The following is a 16,439-nucleotide window of genomic DNA, read 5'->3' as shown; positions in this document are numbered from 1 at the left end:
CGCGCATGTGTGACAACTCAATTCGAGTGCGACAGCAGGAGGAAATGCGATGACGACCTTCATCGTGACAGGCGGAACCGGATTCTTGGGCCGGCGGGTGGTTCAGGAACTGCTGGCGGCCGATTCCGAAGCCATTGTGCATGTGCTGGTTCGCACCGCGTCGGTGGCGAAATTCGGTGAACTCACCGCGGGCTGGACGGGTGGCGAACGCGCATTTCCGATGCTCGGTGATCTGACCGCCGAAGGTCTCGGTTTGATCGAGGACGCGCCCAAGGCCGACCACGTGATCCACCTCGGCGCGGTCTACGACATGACCGCCGACGAGGAGACCGCACACGCGGCCAATGTCGCGGGCACGCGCTCGGTGTTGGAGCTGGCCCGCGAATTGGGCGCGGTGCTGCACCATGTCTCTTCGGTGGCCGTGGCCGGTGACCACAAGGGCAAATTCTTCGAGGAGGATTTCGACCTCGGCCAGCGGCTGACCTCGCCGTACCACCGGACCAAATTCGCCGCGGAGAAGCTGGTCCGCGAATCCGAGGGAGTGCGCTGGCGGGTGTACCGGCCGGCGATCGTGGTCGGCGATTCGCGCACCGGTGAGATGGACAAGATCGACGGTCCGTACTACTTCTTCCCGGCCATCGCGCGCCTCGGCGCGCTGCCCGCCGAACTGCCGATGCTGCTGCCGGATCTGGGTGCGACCAATATTGTGCCGGTCGACTACGTGGCGGGCGCGATGGTCGAGTTGGTGCGCCGCAAAGGGCTCGACGGACGTACATTCCACCTGGTCAACCCCGAGCCGCAGCCGTTCGGCGATATCTACGGTGCGCTCGCGGCCGCGGCGGGTGCGCCGACCGGAATCGGCACGGTGCCCGGCAGCGGACTCGCGCTGAACGGGCTCGCGCACATCCCGGGAGTCGCGACGGTTCGCGATTTCCTGTTGGCGCAGTTGGGAATTCCGGCCGAGGTCGCACCGCACACCTCGTTCGCGGCGGAATTCGTCTCCGACTCCACGCGGGCACAGTTGCGCGGGACGGGGTTGGCGGTGCCGTCGTTCGACAGCTACGCCGAGCGGCTGTGGCAGTACTGGGCCGAGAACCTGGACCCGAACCGGGGCCGACCCGGCGACGGCGGTGATCCGCTCGACGGTCGTGTAGTCCTGATCACCGGGGCGTCCTCCGGTATCGGCCTGGCCACCGCCCATGCCGTCGGACAGCGCGGTGCGACCGTGCTGATGGTGGCGCGCGGCGTGGACGATCTGCACGCCGCGGCGGAGTCGGTGCGGGCCGAAGGTGGTGTCGCCCACGCCTATCCGTGCGATATCACCGATTCCGACGGTGTGGACGATCTGGTCGCCGCGGTGCTCGCCGATCACGGTCACGTCGATTATCTGGTGAACAATGCGGGACGGTCGATCCGTCGCTCGGTGGTCAATTCCACCGACCGTATGCACGATTTCGAGCGGACCATGGCGGTCAATTACTTCGGTGCGGTGCGACTCATTCTCGCGCTGCTGCCGTCGATGCGGGCGCGGCGTTTCGGACATATCGTGAACATCTCCTCGATCGCCGTGCAGACCAAGGTGCCGCGCTTCGCCGCGTATGTGGCGAGCAAATCCGCGCTGGACAACTTCAGCGAGATTGCTGCCGTCGAAAATCGGGATGCGGGAATCACTTTCACCTCCGTGCGCATGCCATTGGTGCGCACGCCGATGATCGCGCCGACCGATATCTATCGCTCGCTGCCGGTGCCCGATCCCGACCGCGCGGCCGAAATCGTGGTGCGCGCAATCGAGGATCGCCCGCACCGCATCGACACCCCGGTCGGCACTTTCGCTCAGGCGGTCGAACTGCTGATGCCGTCGGTCAAGCGGACGATCATGCATCAGGGGTTCCGTTGGTTCGGTGAATCGCATGCGGCACAGGGGAAGCAGCAGACGGCGGCGCCCGCCGCTGCCGACGACGCGGATCAGGACTCCGGTCGCAATGCGCTGTCCTACCTTGCACCGGTGGTACTGCCGCTGATGGCACTGCCGAGCCCGGCCGCGCGAGTTACGCGCGTAATTCCCGGCCTACATTGGTGATAGATCCCATCATGGGCTGATCGTCCCGACGCGAACCGCCTGCTGCGGCGAGCGTGGGACGTTCGGCCCTGGTGTGGACGATCGGTGTTTCGTATTCTTGCGGTGCCGACCCGCGGTATTTCCGGCGGCGAAGTTGCGGTCCAGTGCCGGTGTCGTGACGAATCCTGGGACATGGGGACCGTCGACCTCGTGGCAGGGATAACGGTCGTGAAAGTTCGTAGGAATGGTGTGGGGCAGTTCGATCAGTTGACCGATGAATTCTTCTCGGCCCTCGAGTTTCTGAAAAAGCTGTCGGCCGACGGCGGTGGGATGACCGCCCTGTGCGGCGCCTGTGTGCGGGTGCTGCCGGTGCAGCGTGCCGCGATCCTGATCCAGGAGCGCGATGCCGGTCTGCAGCCGTGGGCCACCAGTGATTCGGTGGCGGCGCGGGTGGAGGCGGTGCAGGCCACCGCGGGGCAGGGGCCGGCCGTGGACGCCGCCGTCGCCGGTGTGCCGGTGCTGGTGGCCGATCTGGCCGAAACCGATGTGCGGTGGCCGGGTTTCGCCGATGAATTGAACCGCGTGGCGGTGGTCGCGGGTTCCATGGTCGCGGTGCCGTTACAGCTGGGTGTGGTGCGTTTCGGCGTGCTGGACCTGTATCGGACCGAACCGGGCAAACCGGAACCGTACGTGATTTCGGCGGGGCTGCATATCGCCGATCTGGTCATCGCGCAGCTGGTGGCCGGATCGGCGAAATCCGTGCACGCCGCCGCGCAATGGTGGGATCAGCCGCTGACCAGCCGCACGATCCACCAGGCGGCCGGAATCGTGCTCGCACAATTGGGCATTCGCGCACCCGACGCTTATGCGCGGCTGCGCGCCTACGCCTTCGCGCACGGGCTGTCGCTGGCCGAGGTCGCGGCGCTGGTCGTGGACCACCGACTGCGCTTCGATACCTGACTCAGTCCGCCGCGTCGGCACGCAGATCGATGCGCCCCTCGACAATGTCACCGGCGATATCGGAGAGCCGTCGTCCAGTGGCGCGGGCATGTCCGCGCATGACTTGGAACGCACGATCCATATCCCGGTCGCCGCGCTCGGCGAGTACCCCCTTGGCCTGCTCGATGGTGACGCGCGTGTTCAGCGCGGTCGGCAACTGCGCCTGGATCGTCGCGCCCTGCGCGAGCAACACGTGTTGCGCGATGCCGACAGCCGCGATATCCGCGAGGAGCTGCCCGATGCGCAGATCCAGCTGTCCGAGCGCGGCGGCCGAGGTCGCGAGAATCGTGAGCGCCCCGACGCTGTCGCGGTGCAGTCGCAGCGGTACGGCGTAGGCGGAGCGATATCCCGCGGCCGATGCCGCAGGTGCGAACTCCGGCCACCGATCCGCGTCGGCACGCAGATCGGGGATCGATGCCGCGGTCTTGTTCCGGTAGGCATGCAGGCTCGGTCCCTGGTGCTGTAACAAACCGAGCAGTCGGACCGACTCGTTGGTAGAGGCGAGTACCTGTAGCTCACCGCGTTGGTCGGCTAGCAACAATCCGGCATCGCTCGCGCCGGTGACTTCGGTACAGGCTTCCAGTAGCTGCTGACATAGTTCGACAACGTCGAAATCGCTCGCCAGCGAATCGACCGCGCGCACAAGTGACCGCAATAACTGGATCGAATCCGGCAGCGGCTCGGATGATCGGTCGTGCTGCCGATCGTCGAATGGGGGCGCCATTGCAGTCTCCCGGTCGCGGTCATTGCTGCTCGCCGTAATGCGGCACATTTAAACGGAGCGAATTCAGCGAAAATAAGCCTCACCGGGCACATCGTTGTGGCACGGTCAGGTCGAGCCTGTCGTCCATCGTGGCATTCGGATAGTAGTCATGTCGACCACTGACCGATGGCCGGTCAACGGAATCCGATGAGTAGCTGGATAATTCAAAGGAGCATGGTGGTGTCGAAATTGTGGTGTGTTACTTCGCTTAGCCATACCATGGAAACGTCAGCAAGTGCGGCGCGGGACTTGAGGGGACGACCGATTTTCGCACATGTGGGGTGATTCGGGTGTCTGACAACAAGGTGCTGGTTGCCGCGGCAGCGCGACTAGCCGAGCTGCTACCTGCGATCGGTGACACCGCCGAGATGGTGCGCCAGCTGATGAACAGCGCGATCGTCGCGCTCGATCTGGCCGGCTGCACCGTCATGCTGATGCCGGATGAGACGCTGACGCCCGACGAGCGCTCCCGCATGGCCGCCGCGGCTCCGGATGAACTGGTGGCCATGGAACTCTGTCAGCATCGCAGCGAACGCGGTCCGAGCGTGGACGCGTACCGCTCCGGCAAACCCATCGCGATCGACGATATCGGTCGGCACGGCGAGCGCTGGCCGGAGTTCGCCGCCGAGGCGGTCCGGCATGGGTTGTCGTCGCTGGCCGAGATTCCGATGCGGGTCGGCGAGACCACGGTCGGTGCGCTCGGCCTCTACGGCCCGAGCCCACGGATCTGGACCGACCAGGATCTCTCGGTGGGCGGACTGTTGGCGAGCATGGCGACGGGCCACATCGTCAATTCCAACGTGCTACGCCGCCAGCAGCGCCTGACCGCGCAGTTGCAGCACGCGCTGGATTCGCGGATCGTCATCGAACAGGCCAAGGGTGTGATCGCCAATGCCAGGCGGACCACGCCGGAGGTCGCGTTCGAACTGATCCGCACACATGCTCGCAAGAATCGGGTCGCCGTGCATGCGGTGGCGAAAGGGATCGTCGAACTCGGCCTGCGCATCTGAGTAAATCCACTACTGCGCGAAAGTGCATGATCATTTGCGCGCGGCGCGGTAATGTGAAAGTTGGACTATCGGCCCCAGTCCCCGGCCGATTCCGTTCTCCGCCAGTGCCGTCCATGCCCTCGACGGTCTGCTTCGACGCAGCTTCATACGTCGAAATCAACCTGCATGTCGCATCACTTGTTTGTCTGGGGGCAATCGTGATCCTGCTCGTTTCATCTCGGTCCGAACGCAATTCGCATCGGTCCGAACGACTTCCAACCACTCTGCGGTCGGTCGCTCGGCCGGTTCGTAATCGGATTGATATCGAATCCGACGGTGTCGATGCAGAATTGGTACATCGCATCGGCGACGGCGATCAAGAGGCCTTCGCCCAGTTCTACCGCCGCACTCACGGTCTGGTCTATCGTCGGGTGCTTGCGATCGTCCGTGACCGTGGGTATGCCGAAGAGACCTGTCACGACGTCTACCTCGAGGTATGGCGTTGTGCGATCGGGTTCGACGAGCGCCGCGGTTCCGTGCTCACCTGGTTGCGCATGCTGGCTCATCGCCAGGCCGTGGACCGGGTCCGGCACGAACGCGCCACCATGGACCATAATCACTCCTGGGGCAGCCGCGATTATCAACCCCCGACCGATGTGGTGGCCGAGGCGGCGGTGCGGCACGACGAACGGGACGCCCTGCGTCGCAGCCTCACCCATCTGACCGCTCTCCAGCACGAATCCATCGCGCTCGCGTACTATTCCGGCCTCAGCTATCCCGAGGTGGCGGAGCGTCTCGGGGTCGGTCTCCCCACGGTCAAATCCCGGATCCGGGCGGGACTCGAGCACCTGAAGACCGACCTGTCCGAACCGCTCAACTAGCGCCGGGTCGGACTGCCCGTGCCGACGGTGAACGGCAGCGTCCGGCTGCAGCCGTCGTCGGTGCGGGCAGTGAGCCGGCGAATCCCTGGCCTCGATCCAGGCATCCTTCGAGGCGGAAGTAGAGCGTCCGCACGAGACCGATCGAATGTTATCCGGATCCGATTGTGTTGCTGACGATATCGGCGATTCCAGCGCGGAATGACTTGGGGGAGAAGGTCATCGCGTGGGCGCGGATGACGGTCGGATCGTAGGCGGTGGAATCGAAGTCGCGCATGGCCTGCGCCAGGCCCGCGATGACGTGCTCCTCGCTGCCGTGTTCGACGAATTCGCCGGTGATTCCGGGGCGTACGGTATCGCGGGAGCCGCCCTGATCGACCGCGAGCACCGGTGTGCCACAGGCCATTGCCTCGACGGGGACGATGCCGAAATCCTCGATGCCCGGCATGAGCAGGGCACGGCAGCGGCGGTACATGTCCAGCAGGGTCTGGAAAGGTGTGGCGCCGAGGAAGGTGGTTTCGGGGCCCGCGATCGCGTCGAGCTGGGGGCGAAAGCGGCCGTCGCCGAGGACGACCAGGCGTACACCCGCGCGCTGGGCGGCGCGAATGGCCAGGTCGGGGCGTTTATAGGGGACCAGGCGGCCGGCGGCGAGAAAGAAGTCCTCGCGGGGCACGCTCGGGTCGGGGGTGAAATCGTCGACCCGCACGGGGGGATTGAGCACGGTCGAGGGCAACCGCCACCAGTCGCGTATGCGATCGGCCACCGCGTGCGAGTTGGCGATCACATGGGTGAGGTGTGGGGCGGCGCGCAGTTCGCCGCGACGGGCGAGCCGGCCGAGTGCGGTGAGTGCGAGTCGCCCTGCCCGCCCGCCCGCCTCCTGTGCGCGGAATTCCGGATCCCAGGCCCAGCGGGCCGGACTGTGCACGTACACGATGGTCGGTGCGTCCGTGGCGAACGCGGCCTGGGTGGCGAAGGCGTGATGACTGATGAGAACCGCGTCGAACCGTCCGCGCAAGGGCAGCTGTCGAAGGGCGTGTGGCACGAACGGCAACAGCGGGGCATGTGAGCGACGACCGGTGGCGGCGTATGCGCGGCTGAGCCAGGTGCCCTGCACCGCCGTCAGCGGCGGTCGGATGCTTGCCGTATCGACAATCGGCGCGAATACCTGTGCGTCGGGCCAGGTTTCGACGAATTCGCCGACCACCGCCTCGGATCCGGCGAATTCGGTGAACCGCTCGTGCACGATCGCGATCCGCGCCGATCCGGTCCCATTGTGCGACAGGTTCATTGGGCCACCGAGTCGATGCGTCGGGGCTCGGCCCTGCGCCGAATGGCCGGAGCCACCGGGCGGCCCTCCAGCAACCCGTCGACCGTGCCCTGCTCAATTGCCTTGCGGTACACGCTCGCCGCCTCATGGCACGCCGTAATGGTTCGGTCGATATCGGGTTCGGTATGTGCGGCCGAGGTTACGAAGGATTGACCGAGCACACCTCGGTCCAACAGCTCCTGCAGGAATAGCGTGCGGAACTCTTGGGATGGTCGGCCATCGGGATCGCGCGTCACGAAGATCAGACAGGAAGGACGCCCCAGCACCTGCAGGTAGTCCGCGATACCGAGATCGGCGGCGATCGCGTTGACACCGTCGGCGAGCAATCGACCGGCGTCCTCCATCCGTGCGATCGGATCGCCGGTGGTGTATTCGTGCGCGACCGCCCGAAATGCCGCCAGCGAAGCCGATTCCGGCCCGTGCGTGGTGGACAGCAGGAACACCCGATCGCGGTCGGTACGCAACCCGCCGAGTTCCATGAACTCGCGCTTACCCGCCAGCGCCGAGATCGGGAAACCATTGCCCATCGCCTTGCCCCAGCACGACAGATCGGGTGTCACCTCGTAGATGGCCTGCGCACCACCCGCCGACCACCGGAACCCGGTGATCATCTCGTCGAATATGAGCAGGGTGCGATGCCGATCGCAGAGTTCGCGCACCCCTTCGAGAAAGCCGGGTGCGGGCTCGTCCAGTGCCGTCGCCGCCTCCATGACCACGGCCGCGACCGCGCCGGTATTCAGCACGGCGGCCAGCGACGGCAGGTCGTTGTACTGGAACTTCATCGTGCCTGCGACGGCCTCGGTGGGAATGCCGCTGGCCATCGGGGTGGTGCCGATGAACCAATCGTCCACCGAGAAGAACGGTTGATCGCAGACCGCGATGACGGTGCGCCCGGTCGCCGCCCTGGCCAGCCGCACCGCGGCGGTGGTGGCGTCGGAGCCGTTCTTGGCGAATTTGACCATATCGGCGCCCGGCACCAGCGACAGGAAGTCCTGTGCCGCAGCCAATTCCAGCTCGGTGGGTCGACTGAAGCTGACACCGTCGGCAATCGCCCTGGTCACGGCCTCGAGTACCGGGCGGTATGCGTGGCCGAGGGTGACCGAACGCAAACCCATACCGTATTCGACATAGCAATTACCGTCGGCATCCCAGACCTGACAGCCCGCGCCGCGCACCAGAATCGGCGCCATGAACTCCGGATACTGATCCGGCCCGCGGGCATAGGTGTGCGCACCGCCGGGTACCAGATCGTGCAGCCGTGCCTGGAGCTCGTTGCTGCGCGCGAAACGGTTGCGACGGGCCGCGGGGTTGTCGGGGTTGGTATGGCCGCGGTCGACGTGGTCCATGCTGAACTCCTGGGCAGAGATGATGCACGCGCACACAGGGCCCCCGGCACGAATCGGCTTGCGCGCGATAGGTTCTCCGGTTCACTGTACGTCCGGTGTGGCCGCGTGTCCGCGCAACTTCGTCACTGGGCGACAGGGGTGGTAACCGCCCACAGGTCGTGATCGGCCCTGCGACCGGTGGCGCCGACGAAGCAGCGCATGCGTCCCTCGCGGACCATGCCGACGCGCGCGGCGATTTCGGCCGCATGCACATCGCCGGGTTCGATGGCGGTGGCCACCCGGCACAGGCCGAGTGCGGTGAAGGCGTGGTCGAGTAGCAGCCGGGTGGCCGCCATCCGGACCTGCTCACCGCCGACGGCCGGATCGGTCCACACGAACATGCGCGCATTGCGATCGAACATATCCAGATCGAACAATCGGCATTCGCCCGCGTAATCGCCGTTCACCTCGACCGCCAGCACCAGACCCCGTTCGGATCGCAATCCCGCACGAGCACAGAAGAATTCGCGTAGCCAAGCGATTCGTCCGTGCCGACGCTCCCATGCGGCGGCCGGTGCGTTCGGCTCCGGATCGAGTGCGACGCGGTTACGGATTCGCGCGATCCGCCACCCGGTCCGGTCCAGCAGGTGCCGACTGCGCAGCACCACCCTCGGATCGTCGTCATCGGTCAGGCGGGTTGTGGGCGGTGAGCGCAGTGGATCGAATCGGTGCAGTGCCCGGCCCGCGCAGTAGCGGGCAATAGCGGCCAGCACGGTAGTCCTGTTCAGCGGCGTATCGGTGTCGGTGTCCGGGCGGGCGGGCTGCGGCGTTTCCGAATGTCGGGTCGAGTGGCTCTCGATCCAGTGCCGCGCGAAGCCGTTCGGTGGTTTCGCGGCTTTGGTGATCGCCCACAGTTCGTGGTCGCGCCGAGCCCCACCGACATCGAAATACCTGGTCATCATTGCTTCGCGCTGGAATCCGATGAGGGCGGCGCCGCACGCGGTGGCGAGATTCGCCGGGGAGATCGGGGCGGTAATGCGTTGCAGTCCTGCCGGTCCGAAACCGAAATCCAGCACCATGGACGAGGCCAGGCCACCGATGCCATGCCGTGCCACTTCGGCATCCACCCAGATCCCCATTTCGGCGGATCCGGTGCCGGATTCGATGGAAACCAGTTCGATCTGGCCCGTGAGTCTGCCGTCGACCTCGATCACCAAGGACAGTCGGCGACCCGCCCGCGCCTCCGCGCGCACGCTGAGACATTCACGGACCCAGAGCTTTCCGGTATGTCGCGCGTCCCAGTCCAGCGGCGAACTCGACCAGAAGGGTTCGATATAGCGCTGATCGCGGAGCCGGATCCGCCGCCATTGCGCGTAGTCATCGATCCGCGGCGGGCGCAGTACGACCGTCGCGCCGTGCAATGTCATGGGTCCGAGCCGGATTCCGGACAACGAACTGCTGGACATGCTCACTCCCGTGGTCGTTGGCGGCCGAGCGAGGTTGTTTTCACGGCACCATCGGTGCCGACCAATAGGCGCCAGTAGCCGCCCGCCGCGTCCTTGAGCACGAGCCCGCTCTCCGCGCGGTCGGAAAGCCAAGCACCGCTGGACAATACGGCCGATCGCACGGTGCCGTCGGGGGCCTGCGCCTGGTAGATATCCGCATTGCCCTGCCCTGCCCGGCCGACCATCGTGCCACTGTACTGCGGCGCGTGCATGCCGTGGCGCCCCATGACGTGCCACTTCTCCGGAAACATGCCGGGCGCGAGATCATCGGCGGCACTGGAGATCAGGTTGACCGCGGTGCCCTCCGGACAGCCCGTCGCGTCGATGCGCAACTCGATCGGCGGCCGGTCCGAGTCCTTGTCGAATTGCACATTGGCCAGATACGGCTGCCGACAGTGGACGAGGTCGAGCCCGACCGTGCGCGCGGCGACCTTGCAGTTGATCATGCCGAACTGAGCGGGTCCGCCGCGATCGCGCTGGCCCACCGACAGCGCGGTATCGGCGCCTTCGAACCAGACATTGGTCAGCCACCAGTCATTGGCCGCACCGTCGATGCTGATATGCCGATCGGTGGTGCGCGGATCCTCATCGGAGACGAATTCCACGTTGGTGAGCGATAGCCCCGCGTTGTGGTTGTTGCCGGTGCCGAGCACCCCGATGTAGTTGCTGGTGAGTTTGGAGGAGGTCACGTAGTTCTGGATGCAGGAGGTGACGATGCCGAAGCCGAAGTTATTGATATCGCAGTTGACGAATGCCGTTCCACCGGTGTTGTTTTCGAGGACCACACCGCGCTGCTGCAGGAAGCGCGGATGGTTGTCGCTGAGGTGATTGCCGCGGATCACCACGCCGTCGAAGGAGCAGCGGAACGATTCTGACAGCACCACCGCCGTCGCGCGCGGCCCGGTCAGGAAGAAGCCGATGCGGGAGAACCGCACCCGGTTGCGTTTGCGCAGTGTGATGAGCGTGATGTCGGCATCGCAGGTGACCAGCGTGACATCGCCGCCGTCGCCGAGAATCGTTGCGTAGTCGGGCAGATCGGGCCAGGAGGTCACTTTGTAATGTCCTGCGGGCAGATACAGTACGAGCGGCGCGTCTCCGACGGCTGCCGCCGACCGGATCGCCGCGGTGTCATCGGCGACGCCGTCCCCTACCGCACCGAAGTCGCGGACATTGCGCGCCGACGGTGCGTCGCTGACATGCGGTGATCGGAATTCGACACCCGGGGAGTCGGAGGAGGAGCAGGCAGCCAGGGGTACCGCGGCGGCGGCGCCGAGGGATGCGGCCAGCAGTCGCCGTCGATGGACAGCCTCGAAATTCACAGGCGCAGCCTCCCCACCAGCCGCTGTATACCCGTGCCGCGCTTGCTGTACGCTACCGCGCCGGTGAGCAGGTTGTCCCCGAATGTGGCCAGTGCGCCGCGGATTCGCGGTGCGGTGCTGGTGCCGAGTTCGACCACCGCGACGGTTTGCTCACACAGCGGGGCAAGGGCGATCGCATCGGCGGCGTGGGCGACCGGCGCGGCCTGGATCACTACATGGTCGTAATCGGTGCGCAGTTTGGCGACCACGGCCGCGAACCGGTCGGAGGCGAGCAAATCCGAGGTGTGCTCATCCAGCTCGCCCAATGGCAGCACCGTCACCCCGGCCTGCGGCCAGCCGGTCAGCGCATCGGTGACCGACAGCGATCCGTGCAGGACACCGGCCAGTCCGGGCACCGCCCCGAGGGCGATCTGCTGTGATCCGCCGTGACCGGAGGTGTCGGCGTCGATATAGACCACATGCCGGCCGGTATCGGCGAACGACTTGGCCAGTGCCATCGCGATTTCCGGCTCCGACCGTGGCGACAGACTCGACAGCAGCACCGTCGTCGCCGCACCGTTGCGCTGCAAACGTGTTCGCAGCCTTCGGGTTTCCTCGACCGCACCCGGACGACCGAGATCGATGATGCCGAGGATCGGCACCGGCGCGCTGGTACGCGTCGATCCGGGAATCGGGCCCGCCAGCACCGCCTCCAGATCATTGGAGGTGCGCAGCTTGCGGTCGGTGCGATCGCGGACGAAGGCGGCCAGCCCGCCCAGCGCGAGTCCGGCCAGCACACCGAGCGCGAGCAGCCGGGTCGATTGTGGACCGCTCGCTCCGGATGGCAGTTCGGCCCGGTCCACGACCTCGGCGCGGGCGGCGGGTGCGGCGTCCTTCTCGATGGATTCGAGTTCGCCGATCAACTGACGGAACTGTGCGACAACGGTATTGGCGATATCGCGGGCGCGTTCGGGTGAGCTGTCCTTGATCGAGAAGACGATCAAAGTGGTGGCGGGCGGCGATGCCGCGGTGATCTTGGCACGCAGTTCGTCGACCGACATCTTCAGGCTGAGATCGTCGATGGTGCGCTTGGCGACATTGGCGCTGGTGGCCAAGCCAAGGTACGACCGCACGCGCTGCTGGGCGGCCAGTCCGCCCTGATACGAATCGTTCACCGAGGTTCCGGTCGCCATCGAGACGTAGACGCTGCTCGTGGCCACATAGTTCGTCGGTTGGCTGCGTGCGTAACCCACCGCCGCGAGTAGGCACAGCACCAGCACACCGAGCATCAGCATCCAGCGACGACGCGCGATATGCCAGTAGTCGATCAACCCCATTGTTCGGAACCTCTTTTCCCGATGACGAGCAAAGGCTGTTGCGGTGGCTGCGATAGGACCCGCGGTTTCGCGCGGCGGCGATATTCCTGGACCGCCAAATAGATCAGCGTCGCGAGGACCGCGGCCTGCAGGAATTTGCCGAGCGCCTCCATGCTGCCGAGGATGCCGCGCTCGAACAGCGAGGAGGCTCCGGTCAGCGCGAGCGCGAGCACCACCATCGGGAAGTACCGGGAATACAGCGCTTTGGCCCAGGCGAGCAGCAGCACGAAGGTGAAGCCGACGCTCACCACGATGCCGGTATAGCCGCCGATCACATAGCCCTCGTTGATATTTCCCTCGGCCAGTGACACCGAGACCCGTGTCATGTCCACCGAGGCGCCGCGAACGTCGTCGGCCCATGCGGTACCCGACTGGAATTTCGGGGCACCGAGCAATTGGGTCGGAATCAGGCTCAGCGCGGCGTGGCGGAACTCCTCGGCGGGCGTGAGCCAGTATCCGGTGCCGTGATAGTAGGCGTCGGTTGCGGCCTCGAGAAGATCGAAGCGCCGCAGGATGCTCAGGAACGGCCGCACCGAAGGCGGATATGCCGAACTGGTCATCGCTGCTTCGGCCGTGCCTGCCTCGGTGGTCTTGAACGACTGCAACCACCCGAAACCGCCGATGCCGAGCACCGCGATGGCCAGCACACCGACCACCTTGGCCTTGGTCCAGCCGAGTATCGCGAACCGGACCGCCACGGCCAACGCGGCACCGAGAATCGGGGTCTTCGATTCGACGACCACGGTCCACATCAGTTCCCCGGCCAACAGCGCACCGATCAACAGCGCGGTGGTGCGCGGCTGGGCCGGTCGGATGAAAATGATCAGTCCGAGCGCCGCGACGGTCGCGAGAATGCTGACGAAGGCGAGAATCGGATTGGCGCTGTCGACATCACCGGCGTGCCCGGTGGATCCGGAGGCGTAGGAGGCGCCCCTACCGAGCAGTCCGATGACGTAGATGGTGGCCAGGGCGGGCACGAAATCCGGATTGCCGGTCATCGCCGGCGGGCGGGGTACCCGATGATGTCGCGACCAGATCGCATATCCCACAATCAGTATCGCGTAAACCCACAAGCCGAAGACGACATGATGCAGCACCAGTGCGATGCCGCGGTCGTAGCCGAGTACGGCCAGTCGCGGATCGGGCACATTGTCGCCGTAGTGCGGTTCGGGTTGCACTGCGAGCAGTACTAGCGGCCGGGCGAGGTAGGACAGCGACCAGAATGCCGCCTGCGCGATGATGAAAACCCGTGCGACGCTGGGCACCCATGCCGAGGCGACCACCAAAGTGACCAGGGCGCAGCCGATTGCGATGATCTCGGAATAGGCGGTCATGCCTGCGCCTCGCCGGCGCTCGGCTCCGTCACGCCCGCCTGGGCGGCTGTGTTGATTGTTCGCTCGCTGCGCTCACTCATGACTGCGCCTCGAGTACGGCCATGATCTCGCGCGCTCGGTCGACGTACCGGTGCCCGCCGTCGGCGATCCGCCGATATCCGGCCTCGGCGATCGCGTCCGCCTTCTCCGGATGCCGCGCGCACCAGTCCAGGATTTCGCGCAGTTCGGTCTGATCGGTGAACAGGAAGCATTCGACGGTGTCGCGCAAGAGTTCGGCATGTTCATCGGTGCGTTCGCCGACGAACAGCCCACCCGCGGCGGGCACTTCGAAGGTGCGACAGGTGTGGGTGTCACGGTTGTCGGAGTTGAGCAGCACCAGATTCGCGGTGATATCGGCGACCACGGCCGAATAGCGCGAACCGTAGACCGGGCCGCCCACCGTGGCGCGGGTGGTGCGCAATTCCGGAACCCGCCGCCAGCCCGGACCGCGCACGAGCATCCGGTCGCCGTGTTCGCGAGCCAGCGCCACCAGATCGGCTCGGCGATCGGGGCGGCAGACGCCGATGAAGCCGACCAGGTAGCGCGGTGTCCGTCCGCGCGCGGCCGGATAGTGCCACGCCGGATCGTAGGCGCTGCGGACGAAACCGACCGCCTTCGCGCCCCGGTCGAGGAGTTCGGGCACATTGTGCTGCTTGGTGGTGACGATCAGATCCCAATCAGGTTCGTGCGCAAGGTATTCCGGACTGACGTTCGCCGGATTGGCGACATCGTCGGGGCTGTAGTGCACGTGTAGCCGCGCCGGGAGGTCCAACAACCTGCGCTGGTCGAGGTGCACGGCTTTGAACGCGAAGACCAGATCGGGCTGGAACTGTGCTGCGGCACGGTCGATTTCGCCGTGCAGGTCGGTGACGGTCCACGGCGCGCGCCTGCGCGCGAACTTGGCGTAGACCCACGGCGGCGACAGTCGTTTCGGCAGGGTGACCGGGGTGGAGTCGACGACCACCACCTCGTGGCCCGCCTGCTGGAGGCCGTCCGCGAGCGAGCGCGCATTGCTGCCGACCCAGTCGTCCCCGATGAACAAGATCTTCACGCGGTGCCCTCCTCGCGCATCAGCACCACGGCGGGACTCGAGGCTACGGGCACCGTGCGTTCGCGCACGATCAATGTGCGAACGCGCGCGAGATACCATATAGCCGTACTGAATTCGACGAGCACACTGCTGTAGATGAGTGTCCAGACCGAATGAGTCCGGAAAGCAATGAACAGAGCGACGCCTGCGACACAGGTGCCGAGCACCGCACCGATGAGCACACCTGTGGTGTCCTGTCGCACCGGCAGCAGCGCCGTGGTGACGAACGAGGTGATCGTGGTGGCGGGCAGCATGAAGATCTCTACTCGCAACAGCCCGACGGCTCCGGTGAATTCGTCACCGAAGACCAGGCGGATCAACAGTGGCGCGGCCAGCCAGACGGCCACGGCCGCCACGGTGGCGACACCGATGCAGGCCGCCAGCGCCAGCAGGGCGTGTCGCCAGAATCGGTGATCGGTGCTGCGCCGCGCCATGCGGGGCAGCAGCGCGAATCCGATGGGATCCAGGGTGGATTGGATCGCGCGCACAAGCCGGTCGCCCGCCGAGTACAGGCCGAGCGAAACCGTGTCCAGCACAGCGGAATACACTGCGGCCGCGCCCTGGCCATAGGATGTCACCAGCACCCTCGATGTGAGAACCGGTGCACCCGTTCGCAATACGCTCTTGAATTGCCGAGGCCGCGCGGGCGGGCCGAAGCTGCGCAGTGAATCCCACCAGGTCAGTGCCACCGTGGGCACGGACGACAGCAGCAGGCACAGCAGTGCGAGCTGCGCGCTCGGCATCCGGGGGAGCAGCCCGACGAGCAGGATCAGATAGCCGACCCGGCCGACCGCTTGATAGGCGGTCGACGCTCCGAACCGGCCCTGCCCGATCAACAGCCAATCCTCCGAAACCGACCAGAATCCTCCCGCGAACAGGCCCAACAGGATCATGTCCACCTGCACCGACGCACTCGCGGCCAGACAAAGCAGCAGCGCGATCCCGATGACGCCGAGGGTGCTCGCGCGGATCGCCAGATAATCGCCGCGCAACTGATTGATCGTCTGCAGCCGGGCGCTCTCGCCATCGCGTTCGCGCGAATCGTGCACCCGCGCGGCCAGGAACGAGGTGATGCCGAGATCCACCAGCAGCGAGCCGATGAAATACGACGACATACCTATTGCCAACAGGCCCAAGCCGTGTGCGCCGAGCACGCGCGCGATCAGCGGAACCGTGACGATCGTGATGACGTACTGTCCGTACTTGCCGAAGGTGACGTAGCCGATATCGCGCAGCACCCCGCCGAGGCCGTGGGATCGGTGCAGGCCGCCGCCGGGCGCGCCGCGTTCGTCGTTGCGATGGGCGCCGCCGGTGGCGGTCGGCGTCGGTGGTTCGGTGGGCTGGCCCGCGGCATGTTTGTGTTCAGACATGCGGAGTCCGTTCTCGCGGATTCTGGTGGCCCCCCGCGGCGGGAGCGACGGGCCCGGAGGCGGTAGCGGAGCGTAACCACGTAGGGC

At 66.0% G+C, this 16,439-nt stretch carries 13 protein-coding genes; 4 read left to right on the top strand and 9 right to left on the bottom strand.

The genetic code is table 11. The features are described from left to right. Positions 1-49 precede the first annotated feature (49 nt). A complete protein-coding gene (locus tag ACQPYR_RS25930; RefSeq protein ID WP_433621541.1) occupies positions 50-2,080 on the top strand; it encodes an SDR family oxidoreductase in 2,031 nt (676 codons plus the stop codon). A gap of 207 nt (positions 2,081-2,287) precedes the next feature. After that, positions 2,288-3,019 carry a GAF and ANTAR domain-containing protein gene (locus ACQPYR_RS25925; protein WP_433621540.1) on the top strand — a complete coding sequence of 244 codons (732 nt, stop codon included), beginning with the start codon at positions 2,288-2,290 and terminating at the stop codon, positions 3,017-3,019. 1 nt (position 3,020) lies between these two features. On the opposite strand, the gene ACQPYR_RS25920 is transcribed toward ACQPYR_RS25925, so the two are convergent. Then, positions 3,021-3,782 carry an ANTAR domain-containing protein gene (locus tag ACQPYR_RS25920; protein ID WP_433621539.1) on the bottom strand — a complete coding sequence of 254 codons (762 nt, stop codon included), beginning with the start codon at positions 3,780-3,782 and terminating at the stop codon, positions 3,021-3,023. Between the two features lie 329 nt (positions 3,783-4,111). Between ACQPYR_RS25920 and ACQPYR_RS25915 the strand changes: the two genes are divergently transcribed. Both ACQPYR_RS25915 and ACQPYR_RS25910 read left to right on the top strand, forming a co-directional pair. Next, entirely contained in the window at positions 4,112-4,831 is a 720-nt protein-coding gene (locus tag ACQPYR_RS25915; protein WP_433621538.1) for a GAF and ANTAR domain-containing protein, read from the top strand. A gap of 329 nt (positions 4,832-5,160) precedes the next feature. Further along, positions 5,161-5,691 (top strand): sigma-70 family RNA polymerase sigma factor, encoded by a 531-nt coding sequence (locus tag ACQPYR_RS25910; protein WP_433621537.1) that lies wholly within the window; start codon positions 5,161-5,163, stop codon positions 5,689-5,691. Between the two features lie 148 nt (positions 5,692-5,839). Here the strand turns inward: ACQPYR_RS25910 and ACQPYR_RS25905 are convergent, their stop codons facing one another. From ACQPYR_RS25905 to ACQPYR_RS25870, 8 genes are all read right to left on the bottom strand, one after another. Next, positions 5,840-6,976 carry a glycosyltransferase gene (locus ACQPYR_RS25905; protein WP_433621536.1) on the bottom strand — a complete coding sequence of 379 codons (1,137 nt, stop codon included), beginning with the start codon at positions 6,974-6,976 and terminating at the stop codon, positions 5,840-5,842. Then, complete coding sequence (locus tag ACQPYR_RS25900; RefSeq protein ID WP_433621535.1) at positions 6,973-8,361, bottom strand: glutamate-1-semialdehyde 2,1-aminomutase; 1,389 nt, start codon at positions 8,359-8,361, stop codon at positions 6,973-6,975. The genes ACQPYR_RS25905 and ACQPYR_RS25900 overlap by 4 nt, the downstream gene beginning before the upstream one ends. A gap of 122 nt (positions 8,362-8,483) precedes the next feature. Next, positions 8,484-9,806 (bottom strand): GNAT family N-acetyltransferase, encoded by a 1,323-nt coding sequence (locus tag ACQPYR_RS25895; protein ID WP_433621534.1) that lies wholly within the window; start codon positions 9,804-9,806, stop codon positions 8,484-8,486. 2 nt (positions 9,807-9,808) lie between these two features. Continuing rightward, the gene (locus ACQPYR_RS25890) at positions 9,809-11,164 is read right to left on the bottom strand and encodes a glycosyl hydrolase family 28-related protein (protein ID WP_433621533.1); all 1,356 of its coding nucleotides are present in this window, start codon (positions 11,162-11,164) and stop codon (positions 9,809-9,811) included. After that, complete coding sequence (locus ACQPYR_RS25885; protein ID WP_433621532.1) at positions 11,161-12,480, bottom strand: protein tyrosine kinase; 1,320 nt, start codon at positions 12,478-12,480, stop codon at positions 11,161-11,163. Before ACQPYR_RS25885 ends, ACQPYR_RS25890 begins: the two co-directional genes overlap by 4 nt. Beyond that, positions 12,471-13,853, bottom strand: a complete 1,383-nt coding sequence (locus ACQPYR_RS25880) for a hypothetical protein (RefSeq protein WP_433621531.1) — start codon at positions 13,851-13,853, stop codon at positions 12,471-12,473. The genes ACQPYR_RS25885 and ACQPYR_RS25880 overlap by 10 nt, the downstream gene beginning before the upstream one ends. Positions 13,854-13,929: 76 nt before the next feature. Continuing rightward, positions 13,930-14,943 (bottom strand): CgeB family protein, encoded by a 1,014-nt coding sequence (locus tag ACQPYR_RS25875; RefSeq protein ID WP_433621530.1) that lies wholly within the window; start codon positions 14,941-14,943, stop codon positions 13,930-13,932. After that, positions 14,940-16,352, bottom strand: a complete 1,413-nt coding sequence (locus tag ACQPYR_RS25870; RefSeq protein ID WP_433621529.1) for a lipopolysaccharide biosynthesis protein — start codon at positions 16,350-16,352, stop codon at positions 14,940-14,942. Before ACQPYR_RS25870 ends, ACQPYR_RS25875 begins: the two co-directional genes overlap by 4 nt. Between the last annotated feature and the right edge of the window lie 87 nt (positions 16,353-16,439).

The sequence above is a fragment of the Nocardia sp. CA-120079 genome (assembly GCF_050955745.1).
Taxonomy (GTDB): Bacteria; Actinomycetota; Actinomycetes; order Mycobacteriales; family Mycobacteriaceae; genus Nocardia.
Note: the sequence above shows the minus strand (reverse complement) of the source record. Positions and strands in the feature narration are given on the sequence as shown.